Below are 20,008 nucleotides of genomic sequence, written 5' to 3' on the forward strand. Positions count from 1 at the left end.
CCCCCCCCCCCTCTCGTGCACACGAACCAGGCGAGCAGTAATGAGCGATCGAGATGTGGAATTCGTCGTTGTCGACGTCGAGACAACGGGTTTCGGGAAAAGCGATCGGGTTATCGAGATCGGGGTGGTGACCCTGGACCACCAGGCCGGCATTGCCGCTTGACATGCCATCCGCTCCCGCCATTGCACGAGCCTGAACCCCAGCGGTGACGCCTGAGGGTGGGTGGTTGGATCTCAGGTTACTTTGCGCAGGCAGCACTGCTTGTACTTCTTTCCACTTCCACACGGACACGGCGCGTTGCGAGGCACTCGCGCCGCTCGCCGGCTTGGCTTTTGGACTGCCGGTGCTAACGGCTGGACCGTCGGCCGTGGAACTGGGATCCTGGGCCGCTCCCTAGGTCTGGGCTCAGAAGACCGCTGCATAGGTTCGGGCACAGGTTGAAATGCCCCCCAGGGACGAAGCTCTGCTAAGCAATCTTCTATGCGTGTAGGCGGAAGACTTCGCAACCCTTCCGTCGTTTCACAAGTATCAGCCGACCCCGACGGCTCATCAAAATCTTCTCGGCGGATGATCGACTCGTCAACGAAGTTCCAGTTTTGATGATCAGCGGAAACCGTGGAGGAGGATGAACCACCGATTGAACAGATGGCGTCCAGAATTCCAGCGCTCAATTCGTAGCAGTGTCCCCGTCCCGGGCGTCCGTCGTTGTCTGCGATTTTCGTTTCGTGAAACAGACGATCCAGGCGAGCGACCGCGGCTTCAACCGATATCTTCTGGTCTCGCACTACATACTTATAACTGTTGGCCGAGGACCATCGCACGTACAGGTTGGTATGGAGATCGCGGACCATCGCATCGATTTGATCGAGATCGTCAGACAGAAATTGAGCCAAATAACGGGGCACCTGTTCGTGGACAGCGTCGCCAAGAAGATCGAAGGGGGCTTCGCCGGGCAGTCTCAGGCCTTCCAGTATGACCGGAACCGAGTCGGCGACGTGCCATTCGGAGAACAGAAAAAGTGAGAAAAATGGTATCGAGCTGTGCCGATCGTCAGGCAGTGGGTCGCCAGCATTGTCGAGATTTCTGAGCCTGGAAATTTGTTCGTAGCACTCTCGCATCAAATGAGGGGAAAACCAACTTTGATGTCGTCGAGCTTCAATGATTTCGGCTTCGGGTAATGATCGATCGTGCTGGCGGAGCCGGGTCAGGATCCGCTCGGTCTCCGCGTCACGGATCATCTCAGCGGCACTGCGCAGGCAATTCGTCAGTTCGCGCGAGTCTTCATGATTCAGTTCGGGAGGCGTCACGGACGATCCTGTCGGATACCGCCTCACGATAGCGTTATATTTTTGCGCGAGTGATTCAATTGAATTGCGAACGGCGTCGGATGCACCGGTGAGCGTGAATCCGCTGAGCGACTGAATCGCTGCCGAGATGCGATTTGAACCAGCCCCAGGCTGGTCCAGTGCGTCCAAAACTGCGAAAGCTCGATCGAGTGGGGTGTTTTCCAGTGTCATCTGCTTCTTTGACTCCGTCATCTTCACCAGGTGCGGCCAACTCAGTCTAGCCGGGTTTCGGCTGCGGAAAACGGCCCCCCCCGTGGCGGCGAACGTGCGACAGCCGCCCTCTACAATCCTCCCCCACCAAACGCTGACATCCGTGCAGGACAGAGAACAGGGGCGGCGAGGTGAAAACGGAAAAGAGCTCGAGAAAGTTCTTTCGGCCGAAGGTGCTTTCGCCCTCTCGTCCATGCCAGAGAATGCCGGCGTCGTCCCAAAGGATTTCCTGCACCAGCATCCAGTCGACGATCTCCTCGATCGTCTCCCGCGGGATTTCGGCGAACCCAGGGACGCCGCGGACCCAGCCGAACCAGCCTCGTCGCCCAATGCCGTCTTCCTGGAGGGCCAAGGCCATCAGCTGTTGGGCAAGGATGTGGTAGGGCGCCGGCGGTGGCTGGACTGGCTCGACATAGCCGCCGGCCCAGAGATCGATCAGCGCGGCCGCTTGCAGGAGGGTGGCCTCCTTGGTGGCGAGAAAGAGGCAGCTCCGCTCGGTGCCCGCTCGTCGCCCGGTGCGGCCCATCCGCTGCAAGAAGCTGGAGGCGAGTCGATCTGGATCACCCGGTCAAGATTGCCGACGTCGACGCCGAGCTCCAAGACGCTCGTGGCGACGATCACACAGTCTTCACGCGGGGCGAAGGCCTGCTCCGCCTGGTGCCGCTGCTCTTGGCTGAGCGAGCTGTGGGTGACAAAGGTGGTAACGTCGCTGCCGATTGTAAGGGATCAGAAGCCACCATTAGTTCTGAGAAACCACGAAAAAACCCGCTTCCGATGGCTCTTAATGGCATCGGAGCGGGTCAAATGTACACCCGAAGGGATTCGAACCCCTAACCCTCGGTTCCGAAGACAATTTTCTGCGACTCGAAAATCTCACGTTTTCCCTGGAAAAACCACCATATCGAGCCCTTTTGCCGCTCACAAGCTGTCACACCGAGAAATGCGAAATCACCGCAAATAACGGTGCGCAACCTCCCCTGCCCCGAGCAAATCCGGTAGTAGCTGTCGAGTCGCTGCGGCGGTGATGGGGCGTGGCGGGAGTGCTGATCGCGTGCGGCTGATTCCCTGCGTCGGCGAGGACCCGGAGCGTGAACCGCTCAACCTTCGATCGTCCTGCGGGCGAGCTGCATTCGGAGCGAGTATCTTCGGTAGATCGTCCGCTGAACTCTTTCCCTCCCGACCGTCTGCAACAGAAGCCTGCAGGACCCCATGTCTCTGGACCAGCTCAAACGCACTGTTCAGCACGCTCGTTGCCGAGTCATCGGCTGGCAGGACGCCAGCAACCATGCTCATCGGTCCGTGCTCGCCTCGCTCATCCGGGAGCTAAAAAGTGAATCCTCGACCGTTCTCTGCGAACCGAGCCTCGCTCGCAGCACCACCCGCCCGCCAGACATTGTCGTCGTATGCCCGAGGGCCGGCATTCATGTGATCGAGGTGAAAGGGGTTAGTCTCGACCAGATCGCGGCTATCGAACCGGGGGGCCAGTTCGCGATTCGCTACGCAACGGGGACGCGGCGCAAGAACCCGTTCGTCCAGGTTCGCAACGCAATGTTCGACATTCGCGATGCGGCGCAGCGAGCGTACTTTGGCGACCTGGAGATTCCGATCCGGTACTGGGTCGTCCTCGCCCAGATCACACGAGTGGCGTGGCAGGATCGGTGGGGCCGCAATGCCGTTCTGCCTCGGGAGCTTCTCTTCCAAGAAGATGTGGCCGGTTTGGCGAACCGACTGTCCGAGGCCGGACGCAAGCAACTTCAGGCCTGCGATCTTGAGCAGTGGAACGTCACCGAGCTGCAGGCCGTGTACAGCGGGTTCGGTGATTCCTCGGTACTGTTCCCCGCCCCAGAGGATCGCGCCCCGAGACAAGTGCGAGAGACCACTCTCGGCGAGTTGTTCGATGAAGCCGCGGAAACTTATAAGACGCTTTCGGATGAACAGCAAAAACTGTCTGCCCAAATTTGGGAGCGAGGGCCGAGGCTCATCCGTGGGGTGGCGGGAAGCGGCAAAACGGTCGTCCTGGCTAACAACCTTGCCCGCTGGATCGAACGGGGGCAGAAGAGCTCTCTTTCGCTGTTCGACGAGCCAGTTCGCCCACCTCGGATTCTTGCGGTCTGCTTCAATCGCACGCTCGTTCCATTCCTGCAAAAGAAGATCGGAGTCGCTTATCGGCAACGAACCGGCCGTGAGCTACCGAAAGGAGCGGTGGATGTCTTTGCATATAACAGGCTCATGTGGCACCTGGCCCAAGCCGGTCTGTGGGGGTACCAGAGGATCGCTGACTTGACGGACGAAGAACGAGCAGCCCGCTACACTCGAGATCTAAAATACGTGAAGGAGCACGAACCACAGACCTTTGAGCGGTATGCGTATGATGCCATCTACGTCGACGAAGGTCAGGATTTTGCCGAGGAAGATTTCCGGCTACTGAGCGAGCTTTGTGTGCAGCGAGAGGGCGAGCCAAGCCTGTTTGTTTTCTATGACGACGCCCAAAACCTCTACGGACGGAAGCGGCCCAACTGGCAGTCACTGGGGCTCAACGTCGTCGGCGGCCGGTCCCATGTGATGACCGAGTGCTTTCGTAATACCCGGCAGATCGTCGACACAGCCTTCAATGTGCTCTATGGCTCGTTCGCACCGCACACGGCGAACATTCCCACCAAAGCCTTTGGCGATGTCGCCACGCTGGTCGAGAAAGAGCTGCTGGAGCAGGTCGACCAGGTCTGGAGGGTCAAGTTTGCTCGCCGTGAAGGCATGCCGCCGAGGGTGACGGTGGCGGGTGGTACACGGGAAGAGAACGAACTCGTGGTGTCGCGGCTTCGCTGGTTGATCGAGGACCAGGAAGTTCGTCCCCAGGACATCCTCGTTTTGTCGTACTACCGTGAGCGAGTCCGGAGACTTGCCGAATGGGTGCGGCGCGCCAGCATCCAGGGCGTGGAGGACATTCACCTTGCCTTCGACGATCGAGACACGCATCTGGGGCAGCGCGGCCGGTTGACTTTCTCGACTGTAGCATCGGCCAAGGGCTACGACGCCTACTGTGTATTGCTCGCGTCTGCGAATCAGTTCCCGACAGACGTCTTGGGGCGAGCCAACTTCTACGTTGGCTGTACGCGTGCCATCGAGTATCTGGAAATCACTGGCACTGCCCCGCACGGTCTGCTCCACGAGGCACAGAAGGCCAGCCGGTTTCAAGAGCAGGGCCGCGACGCGAACGCCGCAGTGGCGTCACCTGCAGCGAACGAGATCCTCGGGGCTGCCCCAGCATAGTTATGGGTAGACAATGTAGCGGGCAAAGTATTCGTCTGCGGTTTCCCTCAGCACGCGCAGCCGTCGAGGGTGCTGTGGCGCGCGGGATACTGTTTCGCAGGTATCGCCCGACAATTGCGGCTGGGCACGGCAACTGGCGAAAGTCGCATCCGCAATCGTTCAGAATCGGTCGGGCGACGCCCCGCGGATGCTCTGTGGAGCTTTGGCAGTCGCGTTGCGGAGGGTGACGTAGTCTTCTTCGCGGAGAGCCTGAAGGCGAGAGAGGGCTGGTCGGGCAGGTGCACCGATCTCCCCGAGTGCATCGGCGGCAGCCACTCGGACGGCTAACCGTGGATGCTCGAGCGCCGCGACCAAGTGCGGCACAGCGCCCGCGCCCAGCTTCCCGAGGGCGCCGGCGGCGGAGCGGCGAACGTCATCGCCAAAGTACTCTTCGTCGTCCAGTAGCAGTTCGATCAGTTCCAGAGTCCCATCCGCGGCCGCAGGGCCAATCGCGCCGAGCGCTTCAGCCGCTTCCGAACGGACGATCCAGCTTTCGTCATCCAGGGCGGCGATTAACGCAAAAAGAGCTGGCGAGGCCGCAGGTCCCAGTGCGCTTAGGTCGCGTGCAGCCAACTCTCGCGTTCGCTGATGCGAATCCGTCAGCGCCGCGCTGAGCGTGGGAAGAGATAGTTCGTTCTCGCGATCGATGCGCCACAGGGCGAGGGCAACCGCCACTCGGACTGACCCGTCCTCGTCACTCAACGTCTCCGCGAGCGCCTCGGTCGCCTCCCGAGCAGGAGGACCGATCTTCCCAAGTGCTTCAGCCGCATCGAGGCGAATCGGGGCGGTCGTGGCAAAGTGATCGGATATCCACTCTGCGCGATGACCGTCATCTTCCAGTGCGGCCACGAGCGCGGGGACGCTCATCACCCCGATCGGTCCGAGTTCACCGAGTGCCTGAATCGCTGACGCACGGACCTCTGGATCGGGATCCTGAGTCCCATCTGCCAAGACAGGAACGACCGCCTCCTCGCCAAGCTGCCCCAGGGCCCGAGCGGCTTCGACGCGGTTGTTGCGTTCGGGATCGGCGAGGAACATCTGCACGAGCGCGTCGGCAGCATCCGCAGCATCAGGGCCCATGGCGGCGAGCGTGCGTGCCGCAGCGGCACGGTAGTCGGCATCGTCATCGGAAAGTGCCACGACCAATGGTGCGGTGGCAGCTTCTCGTGGTCCACCGATCCGCCCGAGCGCTTCCATGGCCAAACGGCGAACGCTCTTCTCTTCGTGCGAGAGTGCGCGGATGAGACCCGGTATCGCAGCGGCTCCAACCTTCTCCAGCGCAGCGGGTACCGACTCGGCGACCGTCACGCGTTCGATACGCTTCGTAATACCATGCGATCCCCAGCGTTCCACCTCATAGCTGCCAGTGTCCTCCAGGAGGCGAAGCAGTGCGGGAAGGGCCGGCGTCGCTGCTTCCCCGAACTCGCCCAGTGCCTCGATCGCCTCGACACGAGCCCGTGGGTCTTCACGCGACGTAAGTTTGACGAGGCGATCGACGACCTTCGGAGTGGCCGACTCCATCCGGGCAATGGCGGCGGTAGCGGCGCGTGGATGTCGCTCGAGCCGTTCAACAATTTCCGGCAGTGCCGATACGGCTCCTGGGCCGATTTGCCCAAAAGCCGTGATCGCCTCGACTTCCGATTCCGGATGCTCTCGCAACATCTCCGCCAAAGCTGGTACTGCGCTCTGAGCCGCTGGACCCACTGTGCCGATCACCTTCGCGGCGTGGTGGCGGACGAAGGCGTCCTCTTCAAGCAGACACTCGATGAGCTGCGGAATGAAAGGTTCGAGTTCTGCTTCCATCGCAGCAAGCGCGTCGGCGGCGTCGTCCCCGACGCGGCGGTCGGCATCGTCAAGGGCGTCGATCAATAGTGGGATCGCTGCCTTCGCTTCAGGGCCGCATTTCCCAATTGAATAGGCCGCCGCGTGTCTCACGTCGGAGTCAGGTGCCTGCATTGCCTCGATCAACGTCGGCACAACTTCGCTTGCTACCGGTCCGATCTCTCCGATCCCGTAAAGGGCCTTGCTACGAAGGGCCGGGGTTGCAGTCCTTGCGAGCTCGGCGAGCGGCTCGACGGCCGGCTCGCCATAGCGAGGCAGTGCGGTAGCGGTGTGGATGCGGAGTCGTTCCGGCCGTTGAGCATCCATCAACACTCGAACGAGCGGCTTGAATGCTGGTTCACCAATCCGGCACAGCGACTCGATGGGAACCCTAAAATCGATGAATCGATCCGCAGCGTCGATCAGATCCTCGATGGCAGGCTGAGCGGCGGGGCCAAACTCGCCCAGCGAAGCGGCAGCCGCCTCAACGACAGACGGATGCTCGTCGTCGAGCGATTTCACAAGCGCCGCGACTTCTGATGGGCGGCCGCGACCGACGCTGCCGAGCGCCCGTGCGGCCGCCTCACGCACTTCATCGTCACTGTCTTGAAGCAATGTGATCAGTGCAGGAACGGCCTGCTCTGCTTGGGGGCCCAGCATGCCGAACGCAAAGGCAGCTTTGCGGCGCTGCTCCGCGTCCGAGTCCGATCGAGCGACTTCGACCCACTGGCTGACCGACTTGCCCCCGAATTGCGGATCATCTTCCGCTCCCGCACAAGTCGATGCCGCCGTCCACGTGAAGCACAGCAAGAAGAGCGGAAGAATGAGATAGCAACCGAGATGGATGGGAAGCTCGCACCGAGCTCCATCGCGAGACAATGCAGCGAGACCGCTCGTAGACCTCTTTTCCGTTGGCTCGTTCATAGAGTATCAGTGCTGGGAACAAAACCAGGATTCGGCACGTTGCTGCCCTTCCCGTGGAGCGTCAGCATCGCCTGATAAGTCCGGTAGTCGATGTCGTCGCTCAAGAACCTAACACTGCCGTCTGCCAAGGACGCATTTACGCCCGATCGATGGGCGGAGGAAGGCCGGGCGTAGAGAGCGTTCATTTGGTCAGTTCCGCTGAATGATATTGCTGCGGTCGATCTATCGCTGTTGATCAAGACCTGCGGCGGGGGCGGATTCGAGTACTCTTCATCGTAGTGGTGCCAGACAATCCCGGTGTAGTGCTTGGCGAGGCTCGGCTCCAAGAATTTGCGTGGATTGAGCATCACCTGCGATGGGGCCGCGTTGGATCGCATCGGTTCGAAGCTAATGCAATGCCATGGCTGTGCTTGCAAATTCTCGGTGAACAAGAGCGTGGTACTCGTGCCATCTCTGAAGTCATCGATCCGAATCGGCGGACCAGTCGGAGTCACATCACCCAACATGCTGGGACCACCGTATTTGTTATTGAAGGCTCCGTTAGCCGTTTTTGACGCTTCGGCGAATGGAAGTGGCGTGGTGCCTGTGACGCCACAGTTGGCGACGTAACTGTTGCGAGCGATTCCTTTGGCTTCGCCGGGGGATTTTGGGCAGATGAAGGTGGGCAGGTTTGGCAACGCCCGGCGGTTATACGTCCCGTCCACCATGCTCACGCTGCTCAGCAGTGGATACTCGTCTTCGCTCCAGTGCTCGTAGATGGGCTGATGCCCCAAATACGGCATCAGTGGGATGGCCCAGGTTCCAATCTTTGCATGAGCTCCGACCGGATGCTCGTCTCCCAACGGTTCCGACGGATCGGGGCCACCTGGGAATGTGCCAAAATCGTGAAGGTAACCAGGTAGTTCACCGTTGGCCACCTCGTATTCAACCGCTGCCAAAGCGAGGTTCCTGAGGTTATTTGCGCACTCGGTCCTCGAATATTCCGTGTGGGACGAGTGCATCGCCGGCATCAGCAGCCCCATCAGGACGATGATGATGGCGATCACCACCAGTACTTCAAGCAGCGTGATTCCAGCGCGACGGTGACCGAGCATTGATCCACCTCATCTTGGTTGCTTGTAGCCGCTGGGTATCGGAGGCCTTGAAAGGAAAAGACGCGTCCCCCGTTTACGGCGCGGCGGGCTGGACGGCCAGCTTCGCGAGTTCCGCATCGAGCATCGGCTGTAGCAGGTGCTTGAACGTGGGCATTTGATCCATGGTCGAGCGCAAGCCGTTCACCGAGCTTACCGAGGCCGCGATGTCGCTTGGCGTGTGATCAAAAAACGTCCAGCGCCACGTGCAGCTTCCTGCGTGCGCGGCAACCACAAAACCGTCCACGGTCACAACTGTTCTGTAGTCGTAGCTTCGCTCTGGAGCAAAGCGGTAGATCACGCATCGCCCGTAGTCATCGGACCGAACCGGCCTCTCGACGGCGAGCATCTCGCGAACGCTATCGCCAGCGGTCAGCGAACCATTAGCGAGCGCCACCATAATCGGTGCGCTCTCCGAACGCATCGCCCGGAAGTTCCGCCAATCGTCTGCCGACCGAATATCATTTTTGACGCAGTAGCTGACTGCTGCGACGCCGGCGGCGACTCCAACGATCGCTACTGCACGGAGCGCTGTCTGGAACATCTGTATCTGCACACGTCGAAAAACGGGCGTGATCGCTGAGAGCAGAATAATCAGTCTACCACCGCTGCCGGCAGATTGCCGTGGTTAAAGAGACGGAGGCAACCTTCTTCGGCTACGATACTGCCGCGGTATAGTCGGAGCGGACCCCATGAGCAGGACTTCACGGTGGACGATGTGGCGATTATTGGCGGAGGCATTGCCGGAATGGCTACGGCAGCGCGCCTCCAGTCGCAAGGGCTCTCGACAATCGTCCTCGAGGCTCACGGCCAGCCCGGTGGCTGCGCTGGGTTCTACCGCCGCCAAGGGTTCTCCTTCGACGTCGGCGCGACGACACTCGTCGACTTCGAGCCCGGAGGAGTCGGCGGTGAACTGCTGCGGTCGATCGGCATGAGCCCCGTGGCCGGTGAAGTACTGCCGGGCTACGTCGCATGGCTGCCGGATCGTCGGGTCACGCTCTATCGCGACTCCCAGCTATGGCAGGCTGAACGCGCGAAGATGCTGGGTGATACTCCAGCCCATCGCCAGTTCTGGCGACGACTCGACCACATCGCCGGAGTGTTCTGGCGAGCCAGTCGTCGAGGCGTCCGGCTCCCGCTTCGCACGCCAACCGACATTGCCCGGGCAGTTCGCTCAGTCGGTCTGGCGAACCTGCCGCTGTCGCGGTACTTGAACTGGACGATGGGGGACGCGCTCCGCGCCCACGGTCTGCGTGACGACCAGGCTCTCGTCGGTCTGCTCGCGATGCTGGTGGAGGACACGGTCCACAGCACGGTGGATGAAGCTCCCCTGATCAATGCCGCTCTCGGGATCACCATCCGCGGAAGCGGGCTGATGCGTGCTGAGGGTGGCATGCGCGGCTTCTGGCGCTCTTTCGTCGACCACTATCGGCGGCTGGGTGGGCATTTGCGAGTCGGCTGTCCTGTGAGGCGGGTCACCGGACGGGAGGGAGAGTTCTTGGTCGAGACGCGGCGAGGCACCATCCAAGCTCGGCAGATCGTCAGCGCCGTGCCAGTGGAGTTGACGAGCCGACTGGCTCCGGGGGAAGTGTCCCGGCGACTGCAGCCGTACCTAAGCCGCGATGCGGACGCTGGCGGAGGAGCCGTCGTCGTTTTCCTGGGAGTGCCGGAGGAGGAAGTCGACGGCCAGGAGTTCACCCATCACCAGTTGGTCCAGCAGTACGACGCTCCACTGGGCAACGGCAACAACATGTTCATTTCCGTCTCCGCAGCCGGCGACACTGCGAGCGCCCCAGGCGGCTACCGTGCCGTCATGATTTCGACGCACTGCGAGCTTGCTCGCTGGCAGGGGCTTTCGCCGGAGGAGTACGACTGCCTTAAAGTCGAGATCGGAACACGCCTGATCGCGCTCGCTCGCCGGGTCTACCCACGACTGGGGACGGCGGCAAAAGTTTGTGAGGTCGGCACGCCGCGAACTTATGAGCGGTTCACGCATCGGCCGCAGGGAGCCGTGGGGGGAGTGCGGCAGATGCTTTCCAACTCCAACCAGAAGGCTATTCCGCACGAACTGGGCGTGCCCGGATTCTGGTTGGCAGGCGACACCACGTGGCCGGGACTAGGGACCGTGGCCTGCGTACTGGGCAGCCGATTGGTCGCGGAGAGAGTGCTGCATCGGGCTCGCCGTTGGAGTCCGGCGAGTCGTCAAGAGCTACCGTCGGGGAGCCTTGGCGATGCATACGCTTGAATCGGCCGAGCCTCCACAGCCGGATCTATCGGAGCTGGGCCACGAGCTGTTGCTGACGACACCGGCTCAGCGCCGCTTGGCCCTGGCCCGGCCCTTCCTGGGGCTGCTTGCTTGTGGTCTAGCAGCGTATGCCGGTTGGTGGTGGCTCACGCCCTTTCTCGTGTTTCTAGTTTTTGTCGGAGTCGTCACGGTCACCCATGACGTCGTCCATGGCTCGCTCGGCTTGAATCGCCGCCAGACGGACTGGGCGCTGTTTTGGCTCGGTGCGGTTCTGCTTGAGAGCGGCCACGCCTATCGGCTCACACACACCCAGCATCACCGGGTGTTCCCAGGCGAAGACGACCCCGAAGGCGATCCAGCACGGATGACCTTCTGGCAGTCGGTCCTGTACGGCCCGCTCTTTCTGCCGCGGCTATGGTGGTGGGCGTACCGGAGGACTCGTGGAGACGCCCGGCAGCGGCGATGGCTGCTTGCAGAAGCCGCCTGGGCAGTCGCCGTGGCTATTTTTGGAGTCGTGCTGTGGCCCGTGACCCCGGCGGTTCTGGTCTATGTGGTGCTCGTGGTCGTCGGCAGTTGGACCTACGCGTTGCTCACAGTCCACCTGCCGCACCGGAGCTACGGCGAAACGCCGCTGACCCAGACGCACACGCTGCGGGGGAGGATCATCCCGGCTCTATTTCTTGAACTGACCTACCACCTCGAGCACCACCTCTACCCGCAGGTCCCGAGTCACAATCTGGCGGAGCTGTCACGGCGGCTCACTCCCTACTTCGAGCAGGCAGGAGTCGAGCCGCGGCGAGTACCCTAGAGCCGCCGGCACGTGTTGGGAACCTCGCCCGCCAATCCGAACCTATGTATGCTCCCAGCCCCTGCACCGTCGCGGCCAGCAAGTCCGTCCGCGATTTCCTACAGCACTCACTGCCACTAACAGGAGGGTGGAGGGGGCTCGCTGAGCGTCTGCACTGATCCAAATAAATCCGCCCCAATGGCAGCCTTACCCGCGCCATTGCGAAGCTGCGCCCGGCCTCGACGGTCATTCTCTCGAGCGTCCACTTTGTTCTACGCCCCCAGTGTTCGTTCTCTCGCCCCCAATCCGGCCGCCTGAACGATGGACGGACGGAAACAATACCCGAGACGGCGACCACGGGTCAGCCGGGCCTCTTAAACAGAGGCCTTGAGCTTCGGCTCGTACCTCGCAAAGTCAAAGCCTTATTGGTTCGGCGATTTACCGCAGAGATCCGTATGGATCACGAAGCCACGTGGAACCGGACAAGAGCGACATGAAATACGAGTCAACCACTTCGGCCAAATTCCCAGCTTCGACGAGGCTGGAGTTTTCATGGAGAAACCAAAATGCTTTGTCGTTGGCGGCGATGAGGTGGTCGCCATTGCCAGTGGAATAGAAACACAGTGTGCGACCGAGATCGGGCACGAGGTGGGAATTGACGATCGCGAATGATGAAGCGTCGAACCGCAGGCTGGAGAAACGTTCAAACCCGCCTGCTTCAAATGCATTTCCCTCGACCGTCCCATCAATGAGCTCGTAGACGTCTTGCAACGGGGTCGGCAATTCAAAAAGCGGCATGCTGGAGCTAAGGCGAAAATCGCTGAAGCCTCGTGGGCCGGCTAAAAAGCCTCGGACGGTTACGTCCGTCTGAAGAGTTCGCCCCATTTCCGCGCGATGGAGGTAGAGTCCACATCGATCTGCCGCCGCCATAGTCGAAAGCCACGCCTTCATCCCTGAAAGCCGTGCTCGTCGTGCAAGCCAGTTGAAGTACTCGCGTGGGTATCGGTAGATCGCGGCATGGTGGACGGTCAGCAGTTTCAGAAAAGAAGACGGAACGGTCTGCAAATCGGCGCCAGGCGAAAGGTAGAGTGACTCACCACCGAGTGCATTGGAATGGACTTCGTGCTGCTGATCTCCCACGGCTTCACTCACTTGCCGAACGTCACGGACTACGGGGCGGCGGCCCATAGCGACAGACTCAAAAACAAGCCCACCCGTCGCTCCCGTACATCCGCCTGGTTCGCGAAGTCTTTGTGAAGCCGGCAGCTCGATAGGCCGACGAGTTGGCCCTCAAGTGTAGCAGCGAGCAATGGCCGAGCCAATCTTCGAGCGCACCAGTTCTCAATCGCACCTGGCGTTGAACAATCCGGAGGGCCGAGCGAATCAACCGATCGAGTCACAAAATGGGGCCCGGCGGTCAATCGTGGGCAGCCGCGATCTAAGACCAGAATCAGGTCATGTGCACCTGGAACCCGATTGCACCCGCGGCGGATCGATGGAAGTGCACTGCGCGCATCAAGCCGATCGGGTCACGGAACGGATCGTAGCAGATATATCGAGCGCACCATTCACGAAGTGAGAGGGCAAGAACCGAATAGATGCCGCGAGGGCAGTATGTGGTCGGCGCCGCGAACGTTGGAAATCACGTGGCGACCGCCGACGAGTTAGATCTGCAGCGAGGGGCCCATCGGTCGCTCACGTGAATTTCATTGTTCCACGACCTCAGCTGCAGCGGCCGTTAGCGGGAGAGCCGTGCGTTGATGCATTGAGGGTCCGCTAATCCTAGGCGTCACCGGTACGTGTAGCACCCGCCGAACTTGCCCCCGTCATTCTACCGAGTAGCGGGAGGGGCAGTACAGCCGCCGCGAGCAATACGCAGACGCCAATTCCTAGCGACAGCTCCGCGAATCTCTCGGGTATCAAATCGACGACAGCGCCGAGCGCGATCACCCCCACAGCGAAACCAATGCGTTTGGCCAGCACGAACAGAGCGTTCCTGCGTGCTTCGTCAATTCGGTAAAGCATGTTTGGATCTGTGGAGTTGGCTCAGCTAACGAGCTGACGCGTGAAGATCGGGACCGCGTGGCAGGTCCGCATCATTGCGGCGTGAGAAAAGATTGGATATGGCTCGTGGAACGGCGGCGATCAGCGGGCGGAAATGGCGCCAGTGATTCTGATTTCAGTGAAAAGCCGGAACGCCATTTCCGCTCCGTTGCATCGCTATGTTCTGTCGTATCTACCATTGGCAAGCGACAATCACCCACCGAATGACTTCTCGTAGACCTCACGAATCCTTTTGGAGTTGATGTCTCCCTTTGTGCAGTATGGACATCCACACGGCTTTTTGCCTTTGGCGTCAGGGTAATATCGCCATTCCATGACCTGAGGCACAGAATTGACTTTTTGTATTTCGGCGGGTTCAATCTTGCGAGAAATGATCACCTCGAACCCTTCAGGTTGTTCAGCGTTGAAAACGACCCCAACAGCTTCAGAGGCAGATAGCACTTGATGGTTCTGACTGTAGTGCGTGCCCAGCCATCACTTTCTGTTCGTCCGGAATGCGGAAGTAGACTCCGACAATTGTCCTTTGACCAATTCGTTTGAGCTCGCGGAGCCATTGATGTGAAACATAGAAATTGTCGGTCACGGGCATAGCGAACACGATTCTATCGTAGCCGTCGGCCAGCGGTTGCTTAAGTCGGCGCGGCTTGATCCCGCCCCGACGTATCGAGTCGGTCTCCTTCTCAGGTGCGAGATGAACGAATAGTGCCATGTCGAATTACGGTGTCGGTTAAGCGACAGAACGGCGAGGATCACGCGGCGGCGGCCCATGGGATCGAGTCAACAAAACGCGTCACCCGCCGCTCGCGTGAATCCGTTCGTTATCCGGCGATCCCTCATGTTAGCGCAGAACGCGTAGCCCAAACTATTGGCCGCGGCAACGGATGAATGTCGTGGTTGAAAGATCAGCATTCCCCCAGTCAGTCAGCCCGCCTAAAGCATCGGTTCCGACGTCAGTGTCAATGAAGCGGCACCGGGTCAACGTAGCATCGTTGAACGCCGCACCTCGAAGGTCGCATCGATCAAAGACGACTTCCGTCAATTCAGCGAGAAACCAGAGAGACCAGTAAAGATCGCATCTGATGAACGTCACGCGAGTGAGCCGAACGCCCATCATAAGACACCCCTCGGCGATGCGGTCAGTGTATGTTTCGTCTGTGACCACACGGTCGTCGTTGTCAGCGCCGTTCCGCAGATCGAGCATTTTCGACGTCAGTCCGGATAACGTCCGCGTTAACCCGGCGGCGGCCGAGTGGATAGTCTTCAGTAAGTGCCCCATCCGCCGCTCGGGTTCGACGCGTTGTTATGGCTCCGTAGCAGTGCCCGGCGAGCCAGGACCGCAGATGTAGCACCGTGGTAATCGAGTGTAACCGATCGACTCGGCGTCAGCATGTCTGAATCGGCCGGTTCTCTGGCATCAATCGTGAAAGCCGGAACTCACGTATCGCTCTTTGGGCCAAGCCCCGCGAACCAGGCTCAGTGATCATCGAACGCCAGACAGTCAACGACGGAGCCGCCTGATCGAAGAGCTTCATAAACGTTGTCGACCCGACGACTTTCCAATGCGGTTGTCCTTCACGCGCACCTGTTCCAGGATTGAACCCTCGGATCGCGATGACGTCAAATCCTCGAGCACGGAAGTTAGTGGCACCCCGAACGACAGTCGGAATCTAATGCGGGTGGCGGTTCACTGTGCATAGGGGCTGTTCGAGCGCACCACGGCAGGCAGCGAACGGATAGCGTCGGTGATTGCCATAACGTCCGCGTTAACCCGGCGGCGGCCGAGTGGATAGTATTCAGGAGGCGCCCCATCCGCCGCTCGGGTTCGACGCCTTGTTATGCCGCTATTCCGCGATCAGCCTTCCGTCGTCCGTAGCTTCGCCACGATCCTCATACTCCGGCCATGCGTACTGGCATTGGTGTTCATCCACACGTAGGTAACAGACAGAGGCAAGCGGCAATGGCTTGAAGACACCACCATTCTTGGCAATTATGGCTGCCTCGCGAACAACTGACCCGAAGTAGGCAGCAAGCGTCTCAGATAGTTGCTCGTCAGATTCTGGCGAATCGTCGAACGGCCCTAAACTCACCGATGTGCCGTCAATCGCTGTGAAAGCAACGGCATTTCCATTGTCGTAGATCTCAGTCACTGCGTCCATCCATTCGGACACGTCACATTCCAAGACGTTCTCCTCGATGTAGCTTTGCCATTCTCCGTCATACACCACATCGGCGTCCTGCCTCATGTCGAAGACCAGCGAAACCCATGCAGACTGATCGAATTGGTAGCCCAGCACAATTTGATGGATGGCACCGCCAGGATCACCAGGGCCGGTGAGCTTGTGCGGATGGAATGTTTGAACGGACGTGGTGATCGCTTCCACTAAAGGTGCGACGAAACTGCGAAGGTCAATATGCATAGGACTCATTGGCATAACGGCAGGCATAACCGGGCGGCGGCCAATCGGGAAGTTACAGAAAAACGCGTCAACCGCCGCTCCGTGTTCATGCCATTGTTCTGCCAGGTTCGGTTTTGCGAGTGCCTCATTTAGTGTCTACTAATCACCCGCAGCTCCGTCGCATTGTCGGCGACTTTAGTTCGCAGCGCATCAACCTTGTTCATCAACTCTTGGCCTTCATGAAAGGGAACGTAGTCATTGAAACTTCCCGACCCACCGTAAACAGAGCCAACACGAGACGCAAGTTCGTTGAGGTCACTCTGCGCGAAACCAACGGCATCGAGATACTCCGCCGTAGCGAGACAGGACTGAAAATGCGCAGTCCACCGACAGCCGTGAATCTCTCGCAAGATCGATGTGAGTTGCCGAAGCAATTCAACTAGGGATCTCAGTTGTTCAGAACGATTGGGCATCTATGGCGGGGTTGTCGTCGGGGTCGTGAAGGATGAAAGTTGTAGGTGGCAGAACGGCACGGATTACGGGGCGGCGGCCCACAAAGACAGTTTCGAAAACACGAGCACCCGCCGCTCCCGTACATCCGATGGTTCGCGGAGTTTTCGTGGAGCCGGCAGATCGGTGAACCGACGAGCCAGACGCGTGAAGTATAGCAGCGGGCAATGGCCGAGCCAATCTTCGAGCGCACCAGTTCTGGCGCGCACCTGGCGTTGAATAATCCGGAGTAGCCTCACGAACCGAGCCATTCGATGCGGAGTGACCGGCGGTCGAATGCAGAAACCCGCGATTCCGGGAGCACAGTCAAATCGCGTGCACCTGTTGCGGGATCGAACTTACGGCAGAACGAAAGTCGTGGATCGAGTGCATCAAACCGATGGCGTCACCGAGCGGCGAGCATCAGTAATTCGAGCGCACTATTTGTAATGCGAGAGGCAAAGGACCAAATCAGACGCCGCGAGAACGGCATGGTGGTCGACGCCGCGAACGGTGGCGTTAACCCGGCGGCGGCCGAGTGGATAGTCTTCAGTAAGTGCCCCATCCGCCGCTCGGGTTCGACGCGTTGTTATGGCTCCGCAGCAGTGCCCGGCGAGCCAGGACCGCAGATGTAGCACCGTGGGAATCGAGTGTAACCGATCGACTCGGCGTCAGCATGCCTGAATCAGCCGGTTCTGTGGCATCAATCGTGAAAGCCGGAACTCACGTATCACTCTTTGGGCCAAGCCCCGCGTACCAGGTTCAGTGATCATCGAACGCCAGACAGTCAACGACGGTGTCGCGTGAGCGAAGTGCTTCATAAACGTTGTCGGCCCCACGACTCTCCAATGCGATTGACCTTCACGCGCACCTGCTCCCCGATTGAACCCTCGGATCGCGATGACGTCAAATCCTCGAGCACGGAAGTTAGTGGCGCCACAAACGACAGTCAGAAACTAATGCGGGTGGCGGTTCACTGTACATAGGGGCTGATTCGAGCGCACCACGGCAGGCGGAGAACGGATAGCGTCGGTGATTGCCATAACGGCGGCGATGACGTGGCCGCCGCATTGTGGATAGAGTTGAAGAGAGCGGACATCGGCGGCTCACGTCAATCGCGTGGTTACCCGCCGTCCTGTTCCCAAGTGTAGTGCGAAACTGTGCCTGGAGGTAGAAGCGACTCAAGTTTAGCAACGCCATCTGCCGTCATACCTGATTTGTCTACGAATAAGTAGTCCACAGTTGTCAATTTCGCCAGGGTGTCGATGGATTTGTCTGTGACGCCCGGCGTCTCCAGCATCAGCGTCAGCTCGTATTTCGGAGGCATTTCATTCAGGAGGAGCAGGCGTTCAACGTTATCGTCTGACAGAAGTGAGTGCTCACGGAATTCGAGGTAGAAGACCCCGAACCCATTGTGGAGGAACTCAGCTCGTAGCTCCGCAAACGGCATGAAGATACGTTCTTGGACGTCGGCGAGTCGACTCATGGCCACCAGGAATGGCGCGATCACAACTGCGGCCCAAACCAGGGCCACAATGCCAGCCATCAGGAACCCGACCGAAAGCTTCCGCCGCAGTTGCATGTCAGCACGACCTCGCGCGGAAATCGGTCAGTCGGGTAACGGCCGCGTTAACCCGGCGGCGGCCGAATGGATGGTTTTCAGGACACGCCCCATCCGCCGCTCGGGTTCGACGCATGGTTCGCGGAGCCCTTGTGGAGCCGGCAGCTCGATAGGTCGACGAGCCGGAACCACAAAGCGTAGCGGCGAGCAATGGCCGAGCCAATCTTCGAGCGCATCAGTTCTCGCGCGCACCTGGCGTTGAACAATCAGGAGGAGCCGCGCGAACCGAACCACGAATTGGGTACCGGCGGTCAAATTCAGAAAGCCGCGGTTCCGGGAGCACAGTCAATTCGCGGGCACCTCTTACGGGATCGAACTTACGACTAAACGAAAGTAGTGAACCGAGCGCATCAAACCAATCGTGTCACCGAGCGGTTGGCATCAACAATTCGAGCGCACCATTTATGACGTGAGTGGGAAAGAATCCACTCAGTCGCCGCGAGGGTGGTATGTGGTCGACTCCGCGAACGGGGGCGTTAACCCGGCGGCGGCCGAGTGGAAAGTCTACAAGAAGCGCCCCATCCGCGGCTCGGGTTCGACGCTTTGTTATCCGTCATTCTTGTCGGTGCGCGTGCCTTCGCTTGTCGCCGACGTAAGCCAACACCAAACGAAGACCGTCTCCAGCCAGAAAGAGAGCGACACGAGGGAAAGGAGACAATAAGCGACGAAGTTGAGGCCAAAGTGTCCGCTGATTATAGCCGCCAAGATGACGGGCGGCATCGTCCATAGCGCGAGCCAAAGCAATTCGAGCCATTTTGGTTTGTTCATACGGCATCGTCGCGATTCTGTTTCCTCGCAAGTTCGTCAAGTATCGAGGTGTAGAGTGGCAGCCATCGGGGGTCATCCTTGAACCAGATGTACGTGTTGTCGAGCCTATGAGTAAGGTCGGTGTAGTCAGAGGCGGCGAGGGAGTTTTCGAGACACAGCGCCTGCTTCCGATACGCCAGAAGACGGTCCACAGTGAGGTGCCCGAGTTCGGCGGATGTAAGCGGTCGAATTCGTCGAGGCAGAACCATCGCGGAAGGAACCTGCGCGAGGACTTTCTGTGTCGGATAACGTGGTCGATAACGCGGCGGCGGCCGAACGGATAGTCTGAAGCAAACGGCTGTCCGCCGCTCGCGTTCATCGAATGGTTCGTCGGCCGTTCAGGCGATTTAGTGGGATTTGCGGACGACGCTGCCATTCAAGTCACTGTGTTTCTATCGCAACAAGCCGTTTATCTAAAAGATGCAGAAGATCGTTAGCGGAAGGAAGGAGTGTCGTTAAATCTTCGTTGGAGACTTCAGAGATAAAATCGTGCGTCTTCGTTGGCAACCATGGGAGCGCTCGATAGAGCCGATGAAACCGTTCAAGTGCGAGCCGTTCATCGGCCGTGAGGATCGCCACGGCCTCTGGTACGTCAAATGCCCACGTCAGTCCCACAAGTCGATGGAAGATTGCTGCGTCCGAAAGCTCCGGCATCTGAGCACGAGCATTGGCCCGGCCATCCAGATGTACGAGGAAACGCAGCGAAAAGGCTAGGCCTCGGATCGCGATGTCACGTTGGCGTGGGTTCAGGGACATTGGATCCGACGAACGGCGGAAATCACGGGGCGACCGTCGACGAGCTAGAGCCGCAGAGAGGACCCCATCGGTCGCTCCCGTGAATTTCATGGTTATGCCAGAACA

15 protein-coding genes are annotated in these 20,008 nt (G+C 59.6%); 3 read left to right on the forward strand and 12 right to left on the reverse strand.

The genetic code is table 11. From position 1 onward, the window contains the following. Positions 1 to 234: 234 nt before the first annotated feature. From GNK13_RS21995 to GNK13_RS22120, 3 genes are read right to left on the reverse strand one after another with little or no spacing between them, the layout of a single operon-like run. Positions 235 to 1,539 (reverse strand): DUF1186 domain-containing protein, encoded by a 1,305-nt coding sequence (locus GNK13_RS21995; protein WP_315852999.1) that lies wholly within the window; start codon positions 1,537 to 1,539, stop codon positions 235 to 237. Between the two features lie 25 nt (positions 1,540 to 1,564). Next, positions 1,565 to 2,083 (reverse strand): hypothetical protein, encoded by a 519-nt coding sequence (locus tag GNK13_RS17355; RefSeq protein ID WP_203329120.1) that lies wholly within the window; start codon positions 2,081 to 2,083, stop codon positions 1,565 to 1,567. Further along, positions 1,993 to 2,274 carry a helicase-related protein gene (locus GNK13_RS22120; RefSeq protein WP_203329121.1) on the reverse strand — a complete coding sequence of 94 codons (282 nt, stop codon included), beginning with the start codon at positions 2,272 to 2,274 and terminating at the stop codon, positions 1,993 to 1,995. Before GNK13_RS22120 ends, GNK13_RS17355 begins: the two co-directional genes overlap by 91 nt. 492 nt (positions 2,275 to 2,766) lie before the next feature. Between GNK13_RS22120 and GNK13_RS17360 the strand changes: the two genes are divergently transcribed. Beyond that, positions 2,767 to 4,824 carry a nuclease-related domain-containing DEAD/DEAH box helicase gene (locus tag GNK13_RS17360; protein ID WP_164103821.1) on the forward strand — a complete coding sequence of 686 codons (2,058 nt, stop codon included), beginning with the start codon at positions 2,767 to 2,769 and terminating at the stop codon, positions 4,822 to 4,824. Positions 4,825 to 4,983: 159 nt separating this feature from the next. Here GNK13_RS17360 and GNK13_RS17365 read toward each other — a convergent pair whose 3' ends face one another. The 3 genes from GNK13_RS17365 to GNK13_RS17375 form a co-directional block, all read right to left on the reverse strand. Further along, positions 4,984 to 7,563, reverse strand: coding sequence for a HEAT repeat domain-containing protein (locus tag GNK13_RS17365; RefSeq protein ID WP_164103822.1), 2,580 nt, complete (start codon positions 7,561 to 7,563; stop codon positions 4,984 to 4,986). Between the two features lie 41 nt (positions 7,564 to 7,604). Continuing rightward, positions 7,605 to 8,702, reverse strand: a complete 1,098-nt coding sequence (locus tag GNK13_RS17370; protein ID WP_164103831.1) for a DUF1559 family PulG-like putative transporter — start codon at positions 8,700 to 8,702, stop codon at positions 7,605 to 7,607. A 73-nt stretch (positions 8,703 to 8,775) separates the two neighbouring features. Next, entirely contained in the window at positions 8,776 to 9,282 is a 507-nt protein-coding gene (locus GNK13_RS17375; RefSeq protein ID WP_164103823.1) for a hypothetical protein, read from the reverse strand. A gap of 174 nt (positions 9,283 to 9,456) precedes the next feature. Here GNK13_RS17375 and GNK13_RS17380 point away from each other — a divergent pair, with 174 nt between their 5' ends. Together GNK13_RS17380 and GNK13_RS17385 are read left to right on the forward strand one after the other, a co-directional pair. Continuing rightward, on the forward strand, positions 9,457 to 10,983 hold the full coding sequence (locus tag GNK13_RS17380; RefSeq protein WP_261345433.1) for a phytoene desaturase family protein: 1,527 nt from the start codon (positions 9,457 to 9,459) through the stop codon (positions 10,981 to 10,983). Continuing rightward, entirely contained in the window at positions 10,970 to 11,791 is an 822-nt protein-coding gene (locus tag GNK13_RS17385; protein ID WP_164103825.1) for a fatty acid desaturase, read from the forward strand. The genes GNK13_RS17380 and GNK13_RS17385 overlap by 14 nt, the downstream gene beginning before the upstream one ends. 417 nt (positions 11,792 to 12,208) lie before the next feature. On the opposite strand, the gene GNK13_RS17390 is transcribed toward GNK13_RS17385, so the two are convergent. The 6 genes from GNK13_RS17390 to GNK13_RS17410 form a co-directional block, all read right to left on the reverse strand. Further along, positions 12,209 to 12,922 carry a hypothetical protein gene (locus tag GNK13_RS17390; RefSeq protein WP_164103826.1) on the reverse strand — a complete coding sequence of 238 codons (714 nt, stop codon included), beginning with the start codon at positions 12,920 to 12,922 and terminating at the stop codon, positions 12,209 to 12,211. A gap of 1,774 nt (positions 12,923 to 14,696) precedes the next feature. Next, a complete protein-coding gene (locus tag GNK13_RS22000) occupies positions 14,697 to 15,110 on the reverse strand; it encodes a pentapeptide repeat-containing protein (RefSeq protein WP_164103827.1) in 414 nt (137 codons plus the stop codon). A gap of 565 nt (positions 15,111 to 15,675) precedes the next feature. Beyond that, complete coding sequence (locus tag GNK13_RS17400; protein WP_164103828.1) at positions 15,676 to 16,251, reverse strand: hypothetical protein; 576 nt, start codon at positions 16,249 to 16,251, stop codon at positions 15,676 to 15,678. Between the two features lie 128 nt (positions 16,252 to 16,379). After that, positions 16,380 to 16,703 (reverse strand): DUF6966 domain-containing protein, encoded by a 324-nt coding sequence (locus GNK13_RS22125; RefSeq protein WP_390622522.1) that lies wholly within the window; start codon positions 16,701 to 16,703, stop codon positions 16,380 to 16,382. Between the two features lie 1,139 nt (positions 16,704 to 17,842). Next, positions 17,843 to 18,301, reverse strand: a complete 459-nt coding sequence (locus GNK13_RS17405) for a hypothetical protein (RefSeq protein ID WP_164103829.1) — start codon at positions 18,299 to 18,301, stop codon at positions 17,843 to 17,845. Between the two features lie 1,227 nt (positions 18,302 to 19,528). Beyond that, positions 19,529 to 20,008, reverse strand: a 480-nt coding sequence (locus GNK13_RS17410) for a hypothetical protein (protein ID WP_203545378.1), incomplete at its 5' end; no start/stop codon positions are given.

Origin of the sequence: Candidatus Laterigemmans baculatus, assembly GCF_010367455.1 — a bacterium.
Lineage (GTDB): Bacteria > Planctomycetota > Planctomycetia > Pirellulales > Pirellulaceae > Laterigemmans > Laterigemmans baculatus.

Bases quoted from the DNA above. Each gene is read 5' to 3' on its own strand.
- GNK13_RS21995 (WP_315852999.1), bottom strand. From the start codon at position 1,539: ATGACGGAGTCAAAGAAGCAGATGACACTGGAAAACACCCCACTCGAT.
- GNK13_RS17355 (WP_203329120.1), bottom strand. From the start codon at position 2,083: ATGGGCCGCACCGGGCGACGAGCGGGCACCGAGCGGAGCTGCCTCTTT.
- GNK13_RS17360 (WP_164103821.1), top strand. From the start codon at position 2,767: ATGTCTCTGGACCAGCTCAAACGCACTGTTCAGCACGCTCGTTGCCGA.
- GNK13_RS17370 (WP_164103831.1), bottom strand. From the start codon at position 8,702: ATGCTCGGTCACCGTCGCGCTGGAATCACGCTGCTTGAAGTACTGGTG.
- GNK13_RS17375 (WP_164103823.1), bottom strand. From the start codon at position 9,282: ATGTTCCAGACAGCGCTCCGTGCAGTAGCGATCGTTGGAGTCGCCGCC.
- GNK13_RS17385 (WP_164103825.1), top strand. From the start codon at position 10,970: ATGCATACGCTTGAATCGGCCGAGCCTCCACAGCCGGATCTATCGGAG.
- GNK13_RS22000 (WP_164103827.1), bottom strand. From the start codon at position 15,110: ATGGGGCACTTACTGAAGACTATCCACTCGGCCGCCGCCGGGTTAACG.
- GNK13_RS17400 (WP_164103828.1), bottom strand. From the start codon at position 16,251: ATGCATATTGACCTTCGCAGTTTCGTCGCACCTTTAGTGGAAGCGATC.
- GNK13_RS22125 (WP_390622522.1), bottom strand. From the start codon at position 16,703: ATGCCCAATCGTTCTGAACAACTGAGATCCCTAGTTGAATTGCTTCGG.
- GNK13_RS17405 (WP_164103829.1), bottom strand. From the start codon at position 18,301: ATGCAACTGCGGCGGAAGCTTTCGGTCGGGTTCCTGATGGCTGGCATT.